General features: G+C 40.3%; 16 protein-coding genes. 6 read left to right on the plus strand and 10 right to left on the minus strand.

Annotation, left to right across the window (positions count from 1 at the left end; translation table 11 throughout):
* Positions 1-915: 915 nt before the first annotated feature.
* Positions 916-2493 carry a DUF1593 domain-containing protein gene (locus tag EWM59_RS18025; protein ID WP_229239384.1) on the plus strand — a complete coding sequence of 526 codons (1578 nt, stop codon included), beginning with the start codon at positions 916-918 and terminating at the stop codon, positions 2491-2493.
* A gap of 340 nt (positions 2494-2833) precedes the next feature.
* Here the strand turns inward: EWM59_RS18025 and EWM59_RS18030 are convergent, their stop codons facing one another.
* The 8 genes from EWM59_RS18030 to EWM59_RS18065 all read right to left on the minus strand — a co-directional run bounded on the left by EWM59_RS18030 (position 2834) and on the right by EWM59_RS18065 (position 10554).
* Positions 2834-3886 carry an alpha-hydroxy acid oxidase gene (locus EWM59_RS18030; RefSeq protein WP_130022653.1) on the minus strand — a complete coding sequence of 351 codons (1053 nt, stop codon included), beginning with the start codon at positions 3884-3886 and terminating at the stop codon, positions 2834-2836.
* A gap of 158 nt (positions 3887-4044) precedes the next feature.
* Positions 4045-5331: a Na+/H+ antiporter NhaA gene (gene nhaA / locus EWM59_RS18035; RefSeq protein ID WP_310587879.1), complete on the minus strand. Its 1287-nt coding sequence runs from the start codon at positions 5329-5331 to the stop codon at positions 4045-4047.
* Complete coding sequence (locus EWM59_RS18040) at positions 5301-5696, minus strand: VOC family protein (protein ID WP_130022655.1); 396 nt, start codon at positions 5694-5696, stop codon at positions 5301-5303. Before EWM59_RS18040 ends, nhaA begins: the two co-directional genes overlap by 31 nt.
* Before the next feature lie 107 nt (positions 5697-5803).
* The gene (locus EWM59_RS18045; protein WP_130022656.1) at positions 5804-6436 is read right to left on the minus strand and encodes a hypothetical protein; all 633 of its coding nucleotides are present in this window, start codon (positions 6434-6436) and stop codon (positions 5804-5806) included.
* Between the two features lie 83 nt (positions 6437-6519).
* Complete coding sequence (locus EWM59_RS18050) at positions 6520-7065, minus strand: Crp/Fnr family transcriptional regulator (protein WP_130022657.1); 546 nt, start codon at positions 7063-7065, stop codon at positions 6520-6522.
* Positions 7066-7122: 57 nt separating this feature from the next.
* The gene (locus EWM59_RS18055) at positions 7123-7998 is read right to left on the minus strand and encodes a cation diffusion facilitator family transporter (protein ID WP_130022658.1); all 876 of its coding nucleotides are present in this window, start codon (positions 7996-7998) and stop codon (positions 7123-7125) included.
* A 273-nt stretch (positions 7999-8271) separates the two neighbouring features.
* A complete protein-coding gene (locus EWM59_RS18060; RefSeq protein ID WP_130022659.1) occupies positions 8272-8943 on the minus strand; it encodes a response regulator transcription factor in 672 nt (223 codons plus the stop codon).
* Between the two features lie 435 nt (positions 8944-9378).
* Positions 9379-10554, minus strand: coding sequence for a glycosyltransferase family protein (locus tag EWM59_RS18065; protein ID WP_130022660.1), 1176 nt, complete (start codon positions 10552-10554; stop codon positions 9379-9381).
* A gap of 317 nt (positions 10555-10871) precedes the next feature.
* Here EWM59_RS18065 and EWM59_RS18070 point away from each other — a divergent pair, with 317 nt between their 5' ends.
* Positions 10872-11051, plus strand: coding sequence for a hypothetical protein (locus EWM59_RS18070; RefSeq protein WP_130022661.1), 180 nt, complete (start codon positions 10872-10874; stop codon positions 11049-11051).
* Between the two features lie 80 nt (positions 11052-11131).
* Here the strand turns inward: EWM59_RS18070 and EWM59_RS18075 are convergent, their stop codons facing one another.
* Complete coding sequence (locus EWM59_RS18075; RefSeq protein WP_130022662.1) at positions 11132-11653, minus strand: YciE/YciF ferroxidase family protein; 522 nt, start codon at positions 11651-11653, stop codon at positions 11132-11134.
* Between the two features lie 227 nt (positions 11654-11880).
* Positions 11881-12531 (minus strand): DUF6766 family protein, encoded by a 651-nt coding sequence (locus EWM59_RS18080; protein ID WP_130022663.1) that lies wholly within the window; start codon positions 12529-12531, stop codon positions 11881-11883.
* 400 nt (positions 12532-12931) lie between these two features.
* Here EWM59_RS18080 and EWM59_RS18085 point away from each other — a divergent pair, with 400 nt between their 5' ends.
* The 4 genes from EWM59_RS18085 to EWM59_RS18100 all read left to right on the plus strand — a co-directional run bounded on the left by EWM59_RS18085 (position 12932) and on the right by EWM59_RS18100 (position 16802).
* Positions 12932-14437: an alpha-amylase gene (locus EWM59_RS18085; RefSeq protein WP_207220016.1), complete on the plus strand. Its 1506-nt coding sequence runs from the start codon at positions 12932-12934 to the stop codon at positions 14435-14437.
* Between the two features lie 20 nt (positions 14438-14457).
* Entirely contained in the window at positions 14458-15300 is an 843-nt protein-coding gene (locus EWM59_RS18090; RefSeq protein ID WP_130022664.1) for an SDR family oxidoreductase, read from the plus strand.
* A 361-nt stretch (positions 15301-15661) separates the two neighbouring features.
* Positions 15662-16081, plus strand: coding sequence for a response regulator (locus EWM59_RS18095; protein WP_130022665.1), 420 nt, complete (start codon positions 15662-15664; stop codon positions 16079-16081).
* A gap of 424 nt (positions 16082-16505) precedes the next feature.
* The gene (locus EWM59_RS18100; RefSeq protein WP_130022666.1) at positions 16506-16802 is read left to right on the plus strand and encodes a hypothetical protein; all 297 of its coding nucleotides are present in this window, start codon (positions 16506-16508) and stop codon (positions 16800-16802) included.
* The last annotated feature ends 117 nt before the right edge of the window (positions 16803-16919 follow it).

Here is a 16919-nt window from a genome sequence, read left to right on the forward strand (position 1 = left end):
TCGAATAACCTTTTCTGAAAAATAAATCTGCTTTCTATCTTTTTTAAAATAGAACTACCATCTATGAATGGTACCCTAAGGTCTTTTTGTGAATAATTTATTTTTAACCAATGTAAACGCTTATAAAAATACATATAAATACTATTTAAAGTGTTTAATAGCATAAATTAACCTTATCGGTTACGATAAAGTATATATTCCTTCCCTATTGCGCTCACAACAAAGAAACGATTCTATGCTATTGAATTAATAATTAAAACAGGATGATAAATCCGGTCTGTCAGACAGGATTCAGATTTAATCATATACCTCATACCAATTCTGGTCTTTTTGCAAACCAGAGCTGTATAATTGGTTGATTAATAAATGTAGAATAAAATCAGGATATTAAATTTCTCATCACATGGAGATTTTTTGCGAAGATAGAATAAAATCCTATAGTTATAAAATACTCTATTAAGATTTACGAAATAAACGAAATCTGCATTTGGAAATCATTTTGGTTAATTAGGTTTCAAGAAATAAACGTCCTTTTGTAGAGACGACATGCATGGCGTCTTCAGAGGTCTAAGCAATCCAAAAATGACATTTAAGGAGATAAAATAGTAGATAATTATCTTACATTTATAGTCCTTAGGAGACGCCATGCATGTCGTCTCTACGAAAATGGGGGTAACAGAAAATCAATCACTATATTCGGCTTTAGCGGACACCATGCGGCCAAAATGTATTTGCAAATTTTAAACATTGCTTATTACTTGAATCCTAATCAAACACCCTTCCCTCCAACCTTTCCCCAAATTACCGCCCAAAAACACAAAACAAATATTTCTTTTATTTTCTTTTTATTTCGTTTATTTTCTTTTATTTTTGCTTTTAGCAAATTCAACCTCATAATTACTTTATATTCACCCTATGACTCACTATTTACGCATTTTCACACTCACCGGGCTGATGGCCCTGCTCAACCTTGCGCAGGCCCATGCACAGACACTTACCAAAGACCGAAAGCCCCGTATCATTATCACGGCCGACCCCGAGCTTGACGATAATAACTCGCTGATACGGTTTATTCTTTACAGCAGCGACCTCGACATTGAAGGGCTTGTATATGCCAGTAGCCAGTTTCACTGGACAGGCGACGGCAAAGGCACCAAATGGTTTGTACCCAACCGAGAATATGCCCGTTTTGGGCTCAATCAGTGTCCATGCGAGTCGTGGCGTTGGGCTAAAGGCGAACGCTTTATTCATGATATTGTAGAAGCCTACGAAAAATCATACCCGAATCTGAAAATCCATAACCCTGAATACCCTACTCCGGCTGTACTGAAATCGAAAATCCGCTTCGGAAATATTGAGTTTGATGGTGATTATTCTAAAGATTCGCCCGGCTCAGAACTAATCAGGGCAGCCATCATGGATGATAAACCAGGACAGCTTTACATTACCGCCTGGGGAGGCGCCAGTACCATTGCCCGTGCCTTGAAATCGATTCAGGACCAATATGAGTACACTACCCAATGGGATGCCATTAAAAAGAAGATAGCCAAAAAAGTAGTGCTATTACCCTCAGGCGACCAGGACGATACCTTTGCCTCTTATATCAGACCGACCTGGCCTGAGATTGAATACCGCCAGTTCAGTGGCGGCCCTAACTACGGGTATGGCGCCCAGCTAAGAGCCAAGCCGGAAAATGCGCCTTACCTGACACCCGAATGGATGAGAGAGCATGTAACCACCCGTGGCGCATTGGGGGCTTTATACCGTGTGTGGGGCGATGGCAAACAGATGGTAAAAGGTGATATAATGGATTACTTTGGTGAAGCCGGAAAAACCACCGACGAACTGAAGAAAATGGGTTATGTGGTATGGATGCCCCCGCAACCCAAAGACTCATGGTTGGGCGAAGGCGATAACCATACTTTTATGAATATGCTGGGCAACGGCTTACGTGCCTATGAAGCCGGATTTTATGGAGGCTGGGGCGGTGGTGCCGCCGCCAGAAGAGAGAATGTCTCTTTCGGACTTGCCGACACAAGTGCTAATGCGATGGCCAATGCACTCGGCACTATGAACGACCAGGCCAGACAGGCATCTGCCTTCCCCGATTTTTTTGCCAAGGCACAACATGATTTTGCCGCCCGAATGAAATGGGCAGTAACGCCTAAATATGCCAATGCCAACCATGCACCCATGGTAAGAATTGAAGGCCCTTTAACTATCATGGCTACACCGGGGGCAAAAATACGCCTGAATGGCTTTGTGTCAGACCCCGACGGTAATACAGTTACCACTAAATGGTGGCAGTTTCAGGTAGGTACTTACCCCAATAAAGTAGGTATTACCAAGCCTGATGCCTTACAGACCGAAATAGAGATTCCGAAAGATGCCCAACCCGGACAAACGATTCATCTGATTCTGGAAGCAACCGACAATGGCACGCCCACCCTTACCAAATACCAGCGACTGATTATTACGGTAAGAAAGCAATAAGGCTCACCAGACAGAACTAAACTGAAACGGCTGACACACTGACTGTAGCGAAACAAACAGCAGTTGTGTCAGCCGTTTTATTTACTACATTTCAAGTGCTGGAAACAGGAAGGTTTTCTTAGAGTTGGCTCAAAAAGTCCGAAAAAAAAATAGGAACTACTAAAATTAAGTAGCCCTATTCTAAAACAACTTTTGCTGTAATTAGCTTGTAAGTTATCATGAATGGTTCAGACCATCAAAAAATTTTATCCAACGGCAAAATCAGGTATTTCTGACACTTTTCTCGGGTTATTCTTAAAAATGAAGGAATGGAAATACCACTCATAGCAGTATCCCTATCCTACTGCCATATCACCGAGCGGTCAATCGCTTTCAGGTTGGTTCTTCCTGTCAGTATCATGGCTAACAGAAGCTCGTCTAACAATATCTGTATTACTTTACCTACACCTGCGGCACCACCACAAGCCAGTCCGTAGCAGACAGGTTTGCCAATCATCACCGCTTTTGCCCCCAATGCAAGGGCTTTCAGTATATCTGTACCACGCCGTACGCCGCTGTCAAACAATATCGGTATCTGCTCATTTACTTTATCAGCAATGTATGGCAACACTTCAATAGTAGCCGGAACCGTATCTAAGTTGCGGGCACCATGATTAGACACAACAATCCCTCCTACTCCGGCATCAACAGCCTTTGCGGCATCTTCCGGATTCATAATACCTTTAAGCAGCACCGGAATACGGGCAAATGATTGCAGCCATTCAATATCTTTCCAGGTAATCGGTTTTTTCGGCGCTCCAATTTCACCCAATGAATAATGAGCAATCACCTCTTCGGGCAGCGCAAAACCTGCCTTCACCTGACGGTTACGGATACCCGGTGTAGGCGTATCAACAGTTACACAAAGTGCCTGATACCCCAACGCCTCGGCTTTCTGAACAAGGTCTTTTGTATAAGCCCGGTCGTCTCTTACATATAACTGAAACCACAAAGGTTGAGTGGCTACTGCGGCAATTGCTTCGAGCGGCGTTGTCGTAAACGAACTCACCACATAGGTTGTCTGGCTTGCCCCTGCGCCTTTGGCTGTGGCAATTTCTCCCTCGGCATACATAAGCCGATGAAAAGCCGTTGGGGCAATCAGTATCGGGTGCGCCAGTTGCTGACCAAACAAAGATAGTTTCGTATCAATCACCGACACATCGTTCAGCACGGTTGTATTCAGTTTGATATTGTTAAAGGCTTCACGGTTCCATCGAAGGGTTACTTCGTCGGCTGCGCCACTCGCTACATATTCATAAGCCATGCGAGACATTTTAGAAGCAGCCATCTGCTCAATATCAAATAAATTCACGATACCCGATAAATCGTCAGGATAGCCATTGGTCAAAGACATTGTAGAGGTAAAAGGTTGAATTGGTATTTCAAAGATAAGGAAAGAATTACAAACACAGGTTGATGAAACCTGCTTTTATCAGGTTTTGATTTGACTGCATTAATCAGGTTTACCAAAGAAGTACTTATTTCATAAAACTTCACACATAGCTACCATACTCATGAATCAACTGATACATTCTTCTTCAATACCAGGTTCAGCGAAAAATAGCCCAGCGCACCGGCAACAAGCGATGCCAACAGAATGACAAATTTGGCATTATTGATAATCACCGCATCATCAAATGCCAGTAGCGTAATAAAAATAGACATCGTAAAACCGATACCACCTAAAAACCCGACACCACCTATCGATTTCCAGTCAAGGTCGTCAGGAAGTTTACAGATTTTACTCTTTACCGCTATAAAAGCCAATAGAAAAATGCCCAAAGGTTTACCAATAACAAGTCCTATTGCTATACCTATACTGTAAGTCTGTGTCAGTATTTCTCCTATATTTCCGCTAATCATGATAGCGGTATTGGCCAGTGCAAAAACCGGAAGTATGATAAAAGCCACAGGTTTATGCAGATAATGCTGTAAAATATAGGAGGTCGATTTCTCGTCGCCATTGCCAAAAGGTACGGCAAAAGCCAATAATACGCCGGTAATAGTAGCATGTACACCCGAGTGCAACATAAAATACCACATGGCTATGCCTCCGATTATATAAGGTATCAGATTTCTGACTTTAAGGCGGTTAAATATCACTAAAACAACAAATATACCGAGTGCCATGAGCAGGTTACTCCAAAGCAATGTTTTGGTATAGAAAATGGCAATTACTAAAATAGCTCCGAGGTCGTCTATCACAGCCAGGGCAGTCAGGAAAACCTTTAACGAAGCCGGAACTCTATCGTTTAATAATGATAATATACCCAGCGCAAAGGCAATATCGGTAGCCATCGGCACCCCTGCTCCGGCTTGGCCTGCTGTACCCCAGTTAAAAACCAAAAACAATAACGCAGGCACTACCATACCACCAATAGCCCCGAAAATAGGTAAGAGTGCATCTTTTATCTGAGCCAGTTCGCCTAAATAAACTTCCCTTTCCAGTTCAAGACCAATCAGCAAAAAAAAGATAGCCATCAGCCCATCGTTTATCCAATGCTCTACCGAGTGGCCGCCCATCTGAAAATGCCAGATATGTGCATAATTTTCAGCCATACCTGTATTGGCTATCAGTAAAGAAACAGCAGTACAGGCAATCAGGATAATACCACCCGCTTTTTCACTCTCAATAAAATCCTTGAATAATTGTGTCAGCTTCATACTTTCTTTGCTTGTTGCTGCACGAAAATAGGCATTTATTTTTAAACAGACCCAAATAATCAGGGTATAAAAGTTTTTGCTGTCTAACCCTGATTTACCTGCGCTTACTTCTGCATTTCGCCGATGCAATAGCATAAGCCATCAGGGGCAACCACAAAAAATACTTTCCATCGGGTAGCGCCATGTTGCTGAAAACTGAAATCAGGGTTCTCTTTGGTAAAACCATTAGCCCTTAATTCATCAAATGCCGCCTGCACATCGTTTACCTCAAAGAAGCAACCATCCTGCGAGGGGTCTTCCCCATTCTCGGACAGACCAATTTCTATTTCATTTCTTTTCAATATGGCTGATTTATAAGGACTATTGCTATGTGCCGTTTGCTCAAACCCCATAATTTTTTCGTAGAATGGAATGGCATTGCTTAAATTTTCTACCGGAAGATTCATCTTATTTTGCAGATAAGGCCAGGCGTTTTTGTAGATTACTTCAACTGATTTCATGTATTTAATTTTGTAGGTGATTTTATACTAATGGCCATTGTCTTTTTTAAGATGAAGTTAGGTTCTTGCTGATTTTTGTGTAAATCTCTGGTAAAACAACTCATTTTTCATTCCTTCTCCCAAAACATCAATCCCCCTACCAGTACCAGCCAGCTTACTAAACCAAAAATAAAAACTCTGAACCCAAAAACACTGATAAAGTTGAAATGGGTCAGCACACCCACCAAACCCACCATAAGACAACCAAAACCATAATAAGCTATCCATTGAGGCAATCGGGCTGTGATTAGAATCATCGCCGACCACAAGCCTATGGCAAAAGCACAAGCCGAAATAAAGATATAATCCATTGAGGCATTGAGATACCTGCCATAACCAATAATAGCCTTCAGTACCTGTTCGTCAATACCCGCATTGTAATATTTTGCTACAAAAAAAGGCAATACCAACCCATTGACAGCCCCGGCTATCATGGCGGCTATGAGTCCGGTACAAAAAACAAAGAACGGAAGCATGGCTATTCTGCCCGGTGTCTGCAACAGTACTGATAAACCCCATGCCCCAAAGCCAATAAAAGGCAAACAAAAAATAGCTAAGGCATGCGAAAAAACAAGCGTACTTTTTATTTGAGCAATATGCGCCAGACTCCCTCCGCTTGGGTGTAGTAGCATGGTAAGGGTGGCTAATAAAGAGCCAATGAAGAGGCATAAAGCAGCCATTTTTCTGAATTGAGGTTCCATAAGATTGTTGAGAAATATGAGCCACAAAAATCACTCATCATCTCTCAATAATTGCTTGATTCAAATCAAGAAATACCTGTCTGTCAGTACATGCCTCTTACCCTGCTCAGGGTTTCGGGAGTCATTTTCAGGTAAGAAGCTATCATTTTTAACGGAAAATGCTGGAGCAGTTGTGGTTTGGTTTCCATCAGGTGATTATATTTCTGGAGCGGCGTAAGGGCATTATCAAAATAATGCATACGGGCCATGCCTTGTTCCATTACTTTGCCCAACTGAAAGAATATCGGCGAAGTCTCTATCAGATGATGTATTGTATAGATAGTCAATTCTAACACCTCACAATCGGTATAGGTCTTGATTTGTGTAGCAGAAGGTTTCTGACCCACAAAACTCGGGTAGTTCATTATCCAGTCGTTGGCAAGGTATAAATCAATCACATTTTCATTAATATCATTCATACCAAACTGATATACCGCCCCCGATACCAACAAAAAAACAGAGCGGCATACCGTTCCTTCGGCAAGCAATGTTTCATTCTTCTTCAATTGCCTTACGGGTATCAGTGTTTCGGCCAATGCTATATCGGCCGTTTCAAATCTTCCTATTTTTTGTAAAGCGGCCTGAAGCATAGCTTAATAGTGGTAGCTGTTTTATTGCTGAATTATTTTAAACAAAGAGTCAATCTACTACTCATGTGGCTCTACATGAATCAGTATCAGGTCTAATGCTGGTATTTGGGCTTGCAGGTAGTCTTTCAGGTTATGAGCAACCCTGTGGCTGTCTCTTACGCTCATATCGGCATCTACTTCTATGTGCAGGTCCACATGGTACTTCATCCCTGCTTTTCTGACAAAGCATTTTTCGGTGCCTAATACCCCCTCTACTTCTAAAGATTTTTCTCTGATAGCCTCAATCACATCTTCATACATATTTTCGTCCATAATCTCGCCTAAAGCCGGACGAACAATCAGGTAGCAGTTATAAAAAATAAAACCTGCTGCAAACAAAGCCGCCCAATCGTCGGCTGCTTCGTAGCCTTGTCCTAAAATCAGGGCAATAGAAATACCGATAAATGCCGCTACCGACGTAATGGCATCGCTTCTGTGATGCCAGGCATCGGCTTTCAGCGATGAACTGTTGGTTTCCCGGCTTCTTCTGATAACAATCTGATACGAAGCTTCTTTCCAGAGTATAATTACCCCCAATACAATCAGTGTCCAGGGTTTGGGTAATGCGTGGGGGGTCTTGATTTTTTCAATACTTTCGTAAGCAATGAGCGTTGCCGAAATAATCAGAAAACCCACTATCAGAAAGGTAATGAGGGGTTCTATACGACCATGCCCGTAAGGGTGATTTTTATCGGCAGGCCGACTGGCATATCTGATACCTAAAAGCACGAGGAGTGAAGAAAAAATATCAGCAGTTGATTCAATGGCATCTGCAATAAGTGCATAAGAATTACCGAAGAATCCGGCCAGCCATTTGATCGACGCTAAAGCAATATTGCCAACAATGCTGAAATAAGTAGCCTTTATTACTTTCTCTTCGGGGGTATTTGCCATGTACGCAGGTTTGTTGATGAACAGTTCAGTTGCCTGAACCATTTGCTAAAAACTCCTGCAAAGGTAAGGAATTGTGGAATGTCGATTGCAGATTGTCAATTTTTATTGTCGAATGATTGTCAAGTGATTGTCGATTTTCAAACGGGTCGCCGTTGCGATGCAGATTGTCGAATGTTTGGAAACTGTCGATTTTGAACGGTTCACAGTTGCGATGCAAATTGTGGAATGTATTTTATTAATTCGACAATCCGAAATCGAAAATCGACAATTCCCCTACCTCAGCACATACCCCATGCCAAACACTGTATGAATCAGTTTTCTGTCAAAGCCTTTATCGACTTTTTTCCGAAGATAATTAATATACACCTCTACATAATTGGTGCCTTTGTCAAAATTAACATCCCATACCTTTTCAGCAATCTGTACTTTCGATAACACCCTCCCCTGATTTCTCAGAAAATATTCAAGCAACTTAAATTCCATTGCCGTAAGGTCCAGAATTTTACAATCACGGTTTACCTGTTTAGTATCCATATTTAATGTGAGTCCGTCAAAACGTAATATCTGTGCGGTCATAAGCACTTCCGACGCGCGTCTGGTAAGTGCACGTATCCTTGCCAGTATTTCAGGCAAATGCAAAGGTTTTACCATATACTGGTCGGCTCCGGCATCAAAACCTGCTATTTTATCGTCAGCACTCCCCAAAGCCGACAGAATTAACACGTGGGTCTGAATCCCTGCCTCACGTAGTTCTTTTAACAATACAAGGCCGTTTAGTCCGGGCAGTATAATATCCAGAATAATACCGTCGTAAGTATTACGCAGCACAAGTTGTTTAGCTATCAGGCCATCGTAGGCATAGTTTACCTCATAACCATTATCCTCTAATTCTTGCCTGATAAGTCGAACAGTACTCGGGTCATCATCGACTAATAATATCTTCATTTACAAGAAATTACCGATTCTAATGAAATTCTAATAATTGATTAAGCCGAATCTAATACTTCTCATTGTAATTTGCCTCTCACAAAACAGAGATAATTAACTCTGACTTGTATCAGAATGTAAATTGAGGTTAAGTGAAGTTGTGCAAAAAGAATCAGTGAAGCTGGTTTTCAGCAAAATGTTATTTTTTACAGCAAAAGTGGCTTTATCTGATTTGATAGGTATAACTGAATTTTAACCAAAATGTTTAGCGGATGTTTTCTAAAACTCTTTTGCTTTAATTACATGCTTTGAAAAAAACCTTACTACTCTTAAAATTATTCAGCGTTTTTCAATATCTCTGAATACGAAAAGTGTTTTTGGTTATCAAAAACGTAAAATGCTTTCAAGTACACTACATGAAAGCATTTTATGGGTCTTTCAGGAAAATTCCTGTCAGGCAATAATATGTGTTTTGATAAGGTGCCGCATCTGTTGCCAGGTAATATCCCACGAATGGGTTTTCAGAAAATCGTCTATCTTTTTCTTCCATTCTTTTCGTTTGTCATAAGATAAAGCCTCTTCAATGGCGGCCTCAAACTCATATACATCTGCGGCTGTACTTACCAGCCCCATTTCCTGATAAGGACTTAGCACATCAGCCACCGGAGTTGCCACAATAGGCTTAAAGGCTGCCAGATACTCAGGTGTCCGTGTGGGCGAATGAACATTCGTAGCCTTCTCTGTTGAGACAAGCATCAGTGCCATATTCCAGTTACTGATGTATGAGGGCAATTCCTGATACGGTTTTTCGCCGAGGTAATGAATATTTTCGGCTTTTGGCAAAGTCCTTTCATCAATATCTACGATAGGCCCAATTAATATAAACTGCCAGTCGGGGCGGCGGTCTGCCAAAGCCCGGAGCATTTCAACGTCAAAACATTCATCAATAGCCCCATACATACCTAATCTCGGATACAGTATCTCTTCCTGGTCGGCGGGTTCAGGGAGTTCTATGCGTGCCTGCATAAAATGCGCTTTTTCTATACTACTCGGAAAATTATATACCTGTGGATGCCAGTTTCGCTTGGCCTCGTAGAGTGTCTGGCCATTCACAAACACAAGGTCGGTCTGCGAAATTAACTCATTCTCGGTGTCTATCAAAGCAGGCTGTCGGGTACGAATCGGGTTTACACAGTCATAGACGGCTACCCTTGGGTACAACGCTGAAGTATAATGAATACTGGATGGCGCATAATACCATGTACCATAGTTTTCAATTTTATAATCATGGCAGAGCCGGGCAAGCAGTTCTGTGATACGCTTGTTACTCTCATTTGTTGCTAAAGCCTGTGGCAGTTTCATCTGAACCACATACAGATTTTTATGCTTGCTGAGTTCTTTTACACTCATTTCGGGTTCTTCAGCAGTTTCTTCAAACGTTGGTTCTTCCATATAAAATACACGCCATTTTTTGGCAGCATGACTCATCAGATGCTGCGGCCGCTGAAAAACCGACTCCCATTGAATGTGGGCAAAACAAAGTAGGGTATCAATATTATCTTCCTCATGCACCTCTACTATCTGCTTCTCGTGAGGAAACGAATAATCATCTGTTTCAAAACTTGTCATAATTTTCTCTGCTGATTTTAATCATAGAATTATTCTAAATAATCATTCCTTTGTTTATTAACGCAGATTGTTCATATTCAGGTAGTTATCGGGCACATGTTGAGGAATATTAATCAGGATATGTGGTTAAAAATACCCACCGATAAAAAACAGCTTTTAGCAGATACTTTCTGTAGATATGGGGCCATATACCTTCATTTTGATACAATTACGGGATTTTCAAGGGTATAAAACCGTTCAGTAAATGATGGCACAAGATTTGTCAATAGATATAATAATCTATCAGAATTGCTGTTATCATTAAAATAACCAAAGTCATGTCAACACAACAAAAAGAACATAAAAAACTAATGGAAGAAGCCCGTCTGCACCTTCTGAAAACCAAAACCCTGATTATAGAAGCACAGATGCAGATAATGAAAATGAAAGCATCGGCCTTAAAGGCCCGCATTCAGGCACTTAAAAATCTGTCAGTAATTGGGCATATAGAGTTGTAATGCACATAAAAAAATCAGCCTCACCTATAGCAAAGCTGATTCTGACTTAAACAAACTTTCTTATTCTTTCACGAATATCATTATTCCTGTGCAGCTTCTTCGTTGATATGCGCCTCTGCAAGGTCTGTGAGTTTCTTGTCTGCCGCTCCCTCTTCATCAAGTATAGTCTGCAAAACTTCGGCAGCATCGTAGTGCCCTAAAATACGGGCAAGTGTTCTTAGTGTGCCATAAGAAGCTATTTCATAATGTTCTACTTTTTGTGCGGCCATAATCAGTCCGCAGTCTCTCACTATTGTTCCCTTCTCGGTCATTTCCACTATTTCGTCTCCTTCTTTCAATAGCCCTTCCATAGCCGGACAAACCTTTGCCTTTGCTTTTTCGCCAAGCATCTCAAACACCTGTTCTACTTTGGTTACGTGTGTTTCTGTTTCGCCAAGATGCGCCTCAAAAGCACTTTTCAGGTCTTCAGAAGTAGCCGCTTTAGCCAGTTTTGGCAATGCTTTTGTCAGATGTTTTTCTGCCCAGTAAATATCTTTTAATCCATCTACAAACAGTTCTTTCAGTTTTTCACCATCTTGGTCTGTTGTCACAAAATTTTTCATGAGTTTGCTATTTAATTAATTAATTAATAAAAAGAGGAATTGTCTTGAAGTATAAAAAAAATGTACCACTTCAGAAAAGCTATCATAACGCTGTTTTATGGGAATTATGTTACCTGATAATCGGGCAACTGATAAGGTAACGAGGTAAAAAATTTACATAGATTCTATAATAACCATTCACCTGTTGGCTACAAGCGCCTGCAAACCGTTTGGAAAGACAATTTTATTTATTCATATTCCTCATCTTCCGAATCAACTTTTTTGGATTGTGGAGACCCCTGCTGGCGAAGGAAAACAGTAAAATAAACAATCACAAATACGGCTAAAAACTCGCTTTGCCAGTTCTGAAACGATTCAAACCAGAAGTCAGTGCCTGATACATAAGTTGCATAAGATTCAGCATTTTCTTTTTTTAACAATTGCTCAGTTTGGTGATGCCTGAAACTCCCCCAGCTATGGATGACAAACGACAGTATAAAAAAGATTAAAAGGACAATACTTAATGAATTAGCATACATCCATTTGAATATACCACCCTGTCGTACCATCTGATGCCGACTTTTACGTTCATTGGGTTTCTCAGTTTCGTTATCTTTTAAGGGGTTCGACTCCGGAGAACCCTTTTGGTAGAGAAATATACTAAACACTACAAACACAAACATCTGCAAAAACTCGCTTTCCCAGTTTTCAAAGGTAGCCGATACAAAGTGTCCGCTTGTCAGATAGTCAACAAAAGACATAGAATAGCCTCCGTCTTCTAAAAGTTCTTCATTATAGACTTTCCAGCCTGTAAATGCCTGGCCTGCCCAAAACAAAAGAAACAATACCAACAATGAAATAGAGAGTCCATTTTTCTTAAGAAAAGAGGTCGCTTTCATAGTTACAGAATTTTAAAATTTTATTTAAAGAGATACTTCTTTGCTTAAAACTCTGCTCCATTTAAGAATCTGTAGAGATAATTACTCATTTACTACTTATCAGATATCAGTATAGCTGTATTTCATTCCATTTGCCGTATAAATATCCTCAATGAGAATATGGCATACGCTTTTTGTTTAACAAATAAATTGTTATTCTAACTATTAATTAAACAAAATAAAACTACAACTAAACAGATAAATTTAATAATAGTAAGGTATTAGAAAGGTATTAGAACAGATTAGCTGAACATCAGGCACCGAAAAATGAGTATTGATAACTAAACGTAAATCCGATTACAACTGACCTCCCTACTAGAAGAATAAACTATTGTTCTCAGGCTCTTTAATACTTTAATTCATGGAAATAAATGGAGTAATTCTGCAATACTTTGAATGGTATTATCCTGCTGATGGCACGCTATGGAATAAATTAGCGACAGAAGCTGAAAATCTTGCACACAAGGGCATTACAGCCGTTTGGGTTCCTCCAGCCTATAAAGGTGCCGAAGGAGCTATATCAAGAGGATATGATATTTATGATCATTATGACTTAGGCGAGTTTCACCAGAAAGGTACTATCAGAACCAAATACGGTACCAGAGAAGAATATATCAGTATGATTAGCACACTACACAAAAACAATATCAGGGTATATGCCGATGTAGTATTGAATCATCTGGCGGGTGCTGATGAAACGGAGAAGGTATGGGTAAAAAAAATGAACCCGGAAAATAATGTAGAGAATTGGTCAGAGCCTATGCAGATAGAAGCACTAACAAGATTTACTTTTCCGGGAAGAGAAGGTAAGTATTCAGATTTCGTCTGGAACTATCAGTGTTTTTCAGGCATAGATTGTGCGGTGGATTTACAGCAGAAAGGGGTATTCAAGATTCTGAATGAGTATGGCGATACCTGGGAAAATGTGATTGGCAATGACAAACCAAATTATGATTTTCTGATGCTTTCAGACATTGAATACCGCAACCCCGCTGTGCGCAACCATTTAAAACAATGGGGCAGGTGGTATTATGAAACAGCTCATTTTGATGGAGTAAGGCTCGATGCCCTCAAACATATTACACCCGATTTTCCGGTAGAATGGCTCGATTTTATGCGGCAGCACCTCAAGCCTGATTTATTTGCAGTGGGTGAGTACTGGACTGACAAAAAACTTGACCAACTGGAAAAATACATCGAAGCAACCGATGGTAAAATTCATATGTTTGATATTCCTCTTCATTACAATTTACACTTGGCTTCTTGTACAGACAGCTACGACCTCCGCACCATCTTCGACAATTCTTTGGTAAGCGTACAGCCTTTACTGGCAGTAACATTCGTCGAAAATCACGATACTCAGCCTATTCAATCTTTAGAATCATCTGTCGAACCTTGGTTTAAACCTTTAGCCTATGCGCTTATTTTATTAAGAGAAGAGGGCTATCCTTGTGTATTCTATGGCGACTTCTATGGCACTACTTATGAAGATAAAGGGAAAGACGGTAAATACCATAAAATTGTTATGCCTCAGATCAAAGAGCTTCAGCAATTATTAACACTTCGTAAGTATTATGCTTATGGTCAACAAAAAGATTATTTCGACCAACAAAACTGCATTGGGTGGGTCAGAGAAGGAAATGAACAATACCCCGGTTGCGTAGTAATTTTGTCGAATAGTGAAAAAGAAGAAAAAAAAATGGAGGTAGGCAAAAAGTATAGCGGTAAACACTATGTTGATTTTTTGCAGAAAAGCAAGAAAGAAGTAATCATTGATGAAAACGGCATAGGCACCTTTTACGTCAACAGAAAATCTGTATCAGTCTGGGTTTTGAAGAACAATCCTACCAATAAAATAGAGCATTAACTATTAAAAAAATCTACACAATGAAATCGGATAAAGAAAAAATCGACAAGAAAACTTCGGCTGAAGCAGCAATGAAAGTAAAACCCGTCTTTGAAAGAGAATATGATACACTCAATAAAAAACTGGCTGATAAAGTAGCTATCGTAACCGGGGGCGATAGTGGAATAGGCAGAGCTATTTGTATAGCTTTTGCCAGAGAAGGAGCCAGAGTAGGCATTGTTTACATTGACGACGATGCCGATGCAAAAGAAACAAAGAAACTGGTAGAAGAGAAAGGGAGTGAAGCTCTGCTGATAAATGCAGATATAAGTATTGAAAAAAATTGCCGTAAGGTTATCCGCCAGGTAATAGATAAATGGAAACAACTGGATATACTGGTCAATAATGCAGCGTTTCAGTTTCCTGCCGATATTGAAAAAATAGAAGAAAAGAACCTGCTTAAAACATTCAGGACTAATATATTTTCGCAGCTTTTTCTGGTACAGGCAGCCTTGCCGCATCTGAAAGAAGGAAGTTCTATTATCAATACCACTTCAAGCACGGCTTATACGGGCAATCCTTTCCTGTTAGATTACTCTTCCTCAAAAGGAGCTATCGTCTCATTTACACGCTCTTTGTCAGGTATGCTGAACAGCAAAAAAATAAGAGTGAATGCCGTAGCACCAGGTCCGATATGGACCCCGCTGATTGCTTCTACTTTCCCTGATGAAACATTAGATACTTTTGGCAAAGATACGCCCATGCAGAGAGCAGGGCAACCGGCAGAAGTGGCTCCCGCCTATGTTTTTTTAGCTTCTGATGATGCCAGTTATATCACAGGTCAGGTATTACACGTAAACGGAGGAACCATTGTAAATGGATAGCGCACGGGGTTCAAAATGAGTAAAATGTGTATTTTTTCATTAAATTTCAGTTAAAATTAGATTTTTTTTAGCCGAAAAGGCAATTTTTCAACAAAAAAAACTATTTTTATAGATACATAACGAAACCCAACATAACACATAAATAGAAAAGTAGATGGATGAAGTTTCTAAAGCCCATGAAAACTAAACTTCGCTCCGGTCAATCCATTGCTAAAATTGTAGTAACACTTAACAGATAGTTTCAGCAGACTATCCTGTAGCTGCATTAACTGAACTCGTTTGAAAAGTAGAACAGCTTTTGCAGAAACGCCATGTGTTAGCCCCAACGATAAAATTTACACATATTATAAAATACCTTACTATGCACGTATCATTGAACGTAGTTCTGGCAGAAGACGACAAAGACTATCAGGAAATATTTAATAATGCACTCACAGAGGTGAATATTCCTACCTCGCTCACAGTGGTAAGCGATGGCGTAGAATTAATGAATATTTTAAAATCTCCCGATTCTCCGGCCTATAATATTGTGGTATTAGACATTAATATGCCTAAAAAAGATGGCCTTGAGTGCCTCAGAGAAATCAGACAGGACAAAAAACTGAGTAATACTTTTTCTGTTATTCTGACCTCAAGCCTTGACCCGGTTATTCAGGCCAATGCGATTGATGCCGGAGCCAATCTGTTTCTGACCAAGCCCGAAGATTTTGATGAGTATGTAGAGGCTGTCAGAAAAATTCTGACTTCTGACTGGCAACTGAAACTGCCTATCTATTTCTAAGAACAGATAGTTTCTTTCAACTATTTTATTGACATTTCACAAATAAAACATACATTTCAAAGGGATGAGGGCGTCTCAAAAGAAAACCGCACAAAACGGTGCGCCGTAGCGATATTATTTGGCGCAGACTCTCCGCGCGGCGGCCGCCTCACCCCGCGCGGCGTCCGCTCTAAATCTCCCTCTCCTGAACAAGGAGCGGACGTCGCACGGAGGGAGACTTTTAGCCCCTCTCCCTCGGGAGAGGGGTTGGGGCGGCCGCCGCGCGGTGAGGAAAAATCCCGAAGATTATTTGGCGTAAAAAACTTTTGAGACAGCCCCTCCTTTTTTTTCGGGTCATTTTTATAACAAATCCCCTGTTTTATCTGTTATATAAATACTACTGCATAAAAAACTACAATTTCTTCCCCTTCACATTTTAACTTAATTGAACCTACCGGATTTTAATCTGAGTACTTATACTTACCTGAATATGATACTAATGCAGCAAATCAATAACATAAGAGAGATTCTCAAAGATGCTTTACAGAAGTTTGGGATACACTACGAAGAAATCACGGCCAGTAGTACCGATGAGGGCAAAACCATTGTATTAGGCAAAAAGAACTCCCCCGCCCTGTTTGAAGGCTTTATGGAGTTTATCACCGAACAGGGTTTCAGGTACAAATTTTATTTCTGCCCCTCCAGAAACAGAATAAAGGTTGATATTTGTTTTGGCTTTTAACCAAGGCTGCTTTATTTATTTTATCTACAATTCGATTTTAAAATTCCTGTTAATAACGAATAGTAACTCTCGAAAAACCTGTTTTTCTGGCTAAATCTCCTATGGGCATACCTGATT

The organism is Emticicia agri (assembly GCF_004168285.1).
Taxonomy (GTDB): Bacteria; Bacteroidota; Bacteroidia; order Cytophagales; family Spirosomataceae; genus Emticicia; species Emticicia agri.

What these genes read in the sequence shown, in the direction of transcription:
- EWM59_RS18030 (WP_130022653.1), bottom strand. Translation starts at nt 3,886, where the DNA reads ATGTCTTTGACCAATGGCTATCCTGACGATTTATCGGGTATCGTGAAT.
- EWM59_RS18080 (WP_130022663.1), bottom strand. Translation starts at nt 12,531, where the DNA reads ATGAAAGCGACCTCTTTTCTTAAGAAAAATGGACTCTCTATTTCATTG.
- EWM59_RS18045 (WP_130022656.1), bottom strand. Translation starts at nt 6,436, where the DNA reads ATGGAACCTCAATTCAGAAAAATGGCTGCTTTATGCCTCTTCATTGGC.
- EWM59_RS18050 (WP_130022657.1), bottom strand. Translation starts at nt 7,065, where the DNA reads ATGCTTCAGGCCGCTTTACAAAAAATAGGAAGATTTGAAACGGCCGAT.
- EWM59_RS18095 (WP_130022665.1), top strand. Translation starts at nt 15,662, where the DNA reads ATGCACGTATCATTGAACGTAGTTCTGGCAGAAGACGACAAAGACTAT.
- EWM59_RS18075 (WP_130022662.1), bottom strand. Translation starts at nt 11,653, where the DNA reads ATGAAAAATTTTGTGACAACAGACCAAGATGGTGAAAAACTGAAAGAA.
- EWM59_RS18065 (WP_130022660.1), bottom strand. Translation starts at nt 10,554, where the DNA reads ATGACAAGTTTTGAAACAGATGATTATTCGTTTCCTCACGAGAAGCAG.
- EWM59_RS18090 (WP_130022664.1), top strand. Translation starts at nt 14,458, where the DNA reads ATGAAATCGGATAAAGAAAAAATCGACAAGAAAACTTCGGCTGAAGCA.
- EWM59_RS18060 (WP_130022659.1), bottom strand. Translation starts at nt 8,943, where the DNA reads ATGAAGATATTATTAGTCGATGATGACCCGAGTACTGTTCGACTTATC.
- EWM59_RS18070 (WP_130022661.1), top strand. Translation starts at nt 10,872, where the DNA reads ATGTCAACACAACAAAAAGAACATAAAAAACTAATGGAAGAAGCCCGT.
- EWM59_RS18025 (WP_229239384.1), top strand. Translation starts at nt 916, where the DNA reads ATGACTCACTATTTACGCATTTTCACACTCACCGGGCTGATGGCCCTG.
- EWM59_RS18040 (WP_130022655.1), bottom strand. Translation starts at nt 5,696, where the DNA reads ATGAAATCAGTTGAAGTAATCTACAAAAACGCCTGGCCTTATCTGCAA.
- EWM59_RS18055 (WP_130022658.1), bottom strand. Translation starts at nt 7,998, where the DNA reads ATGGCAAATACCCCCGAAGAGAAAGTAATAAAGGCTACTTATTTCAGC.
- EWM59_RS18085 (WP_207220016.1), top strand. Translation starts at nt 12,932, where the DNA reads ATGGAAATAAATGGAGTAATTCTGCAATACTTTGAATGGTATTATCCT.
- nhaA (WP_310587879.1), bottom strand. Translation starts at nt 5,331, where the DNA reads ATGCTATTGCATCGGCGAAATGCAGAAGTAAGCGCAGGTAAATCAGGG.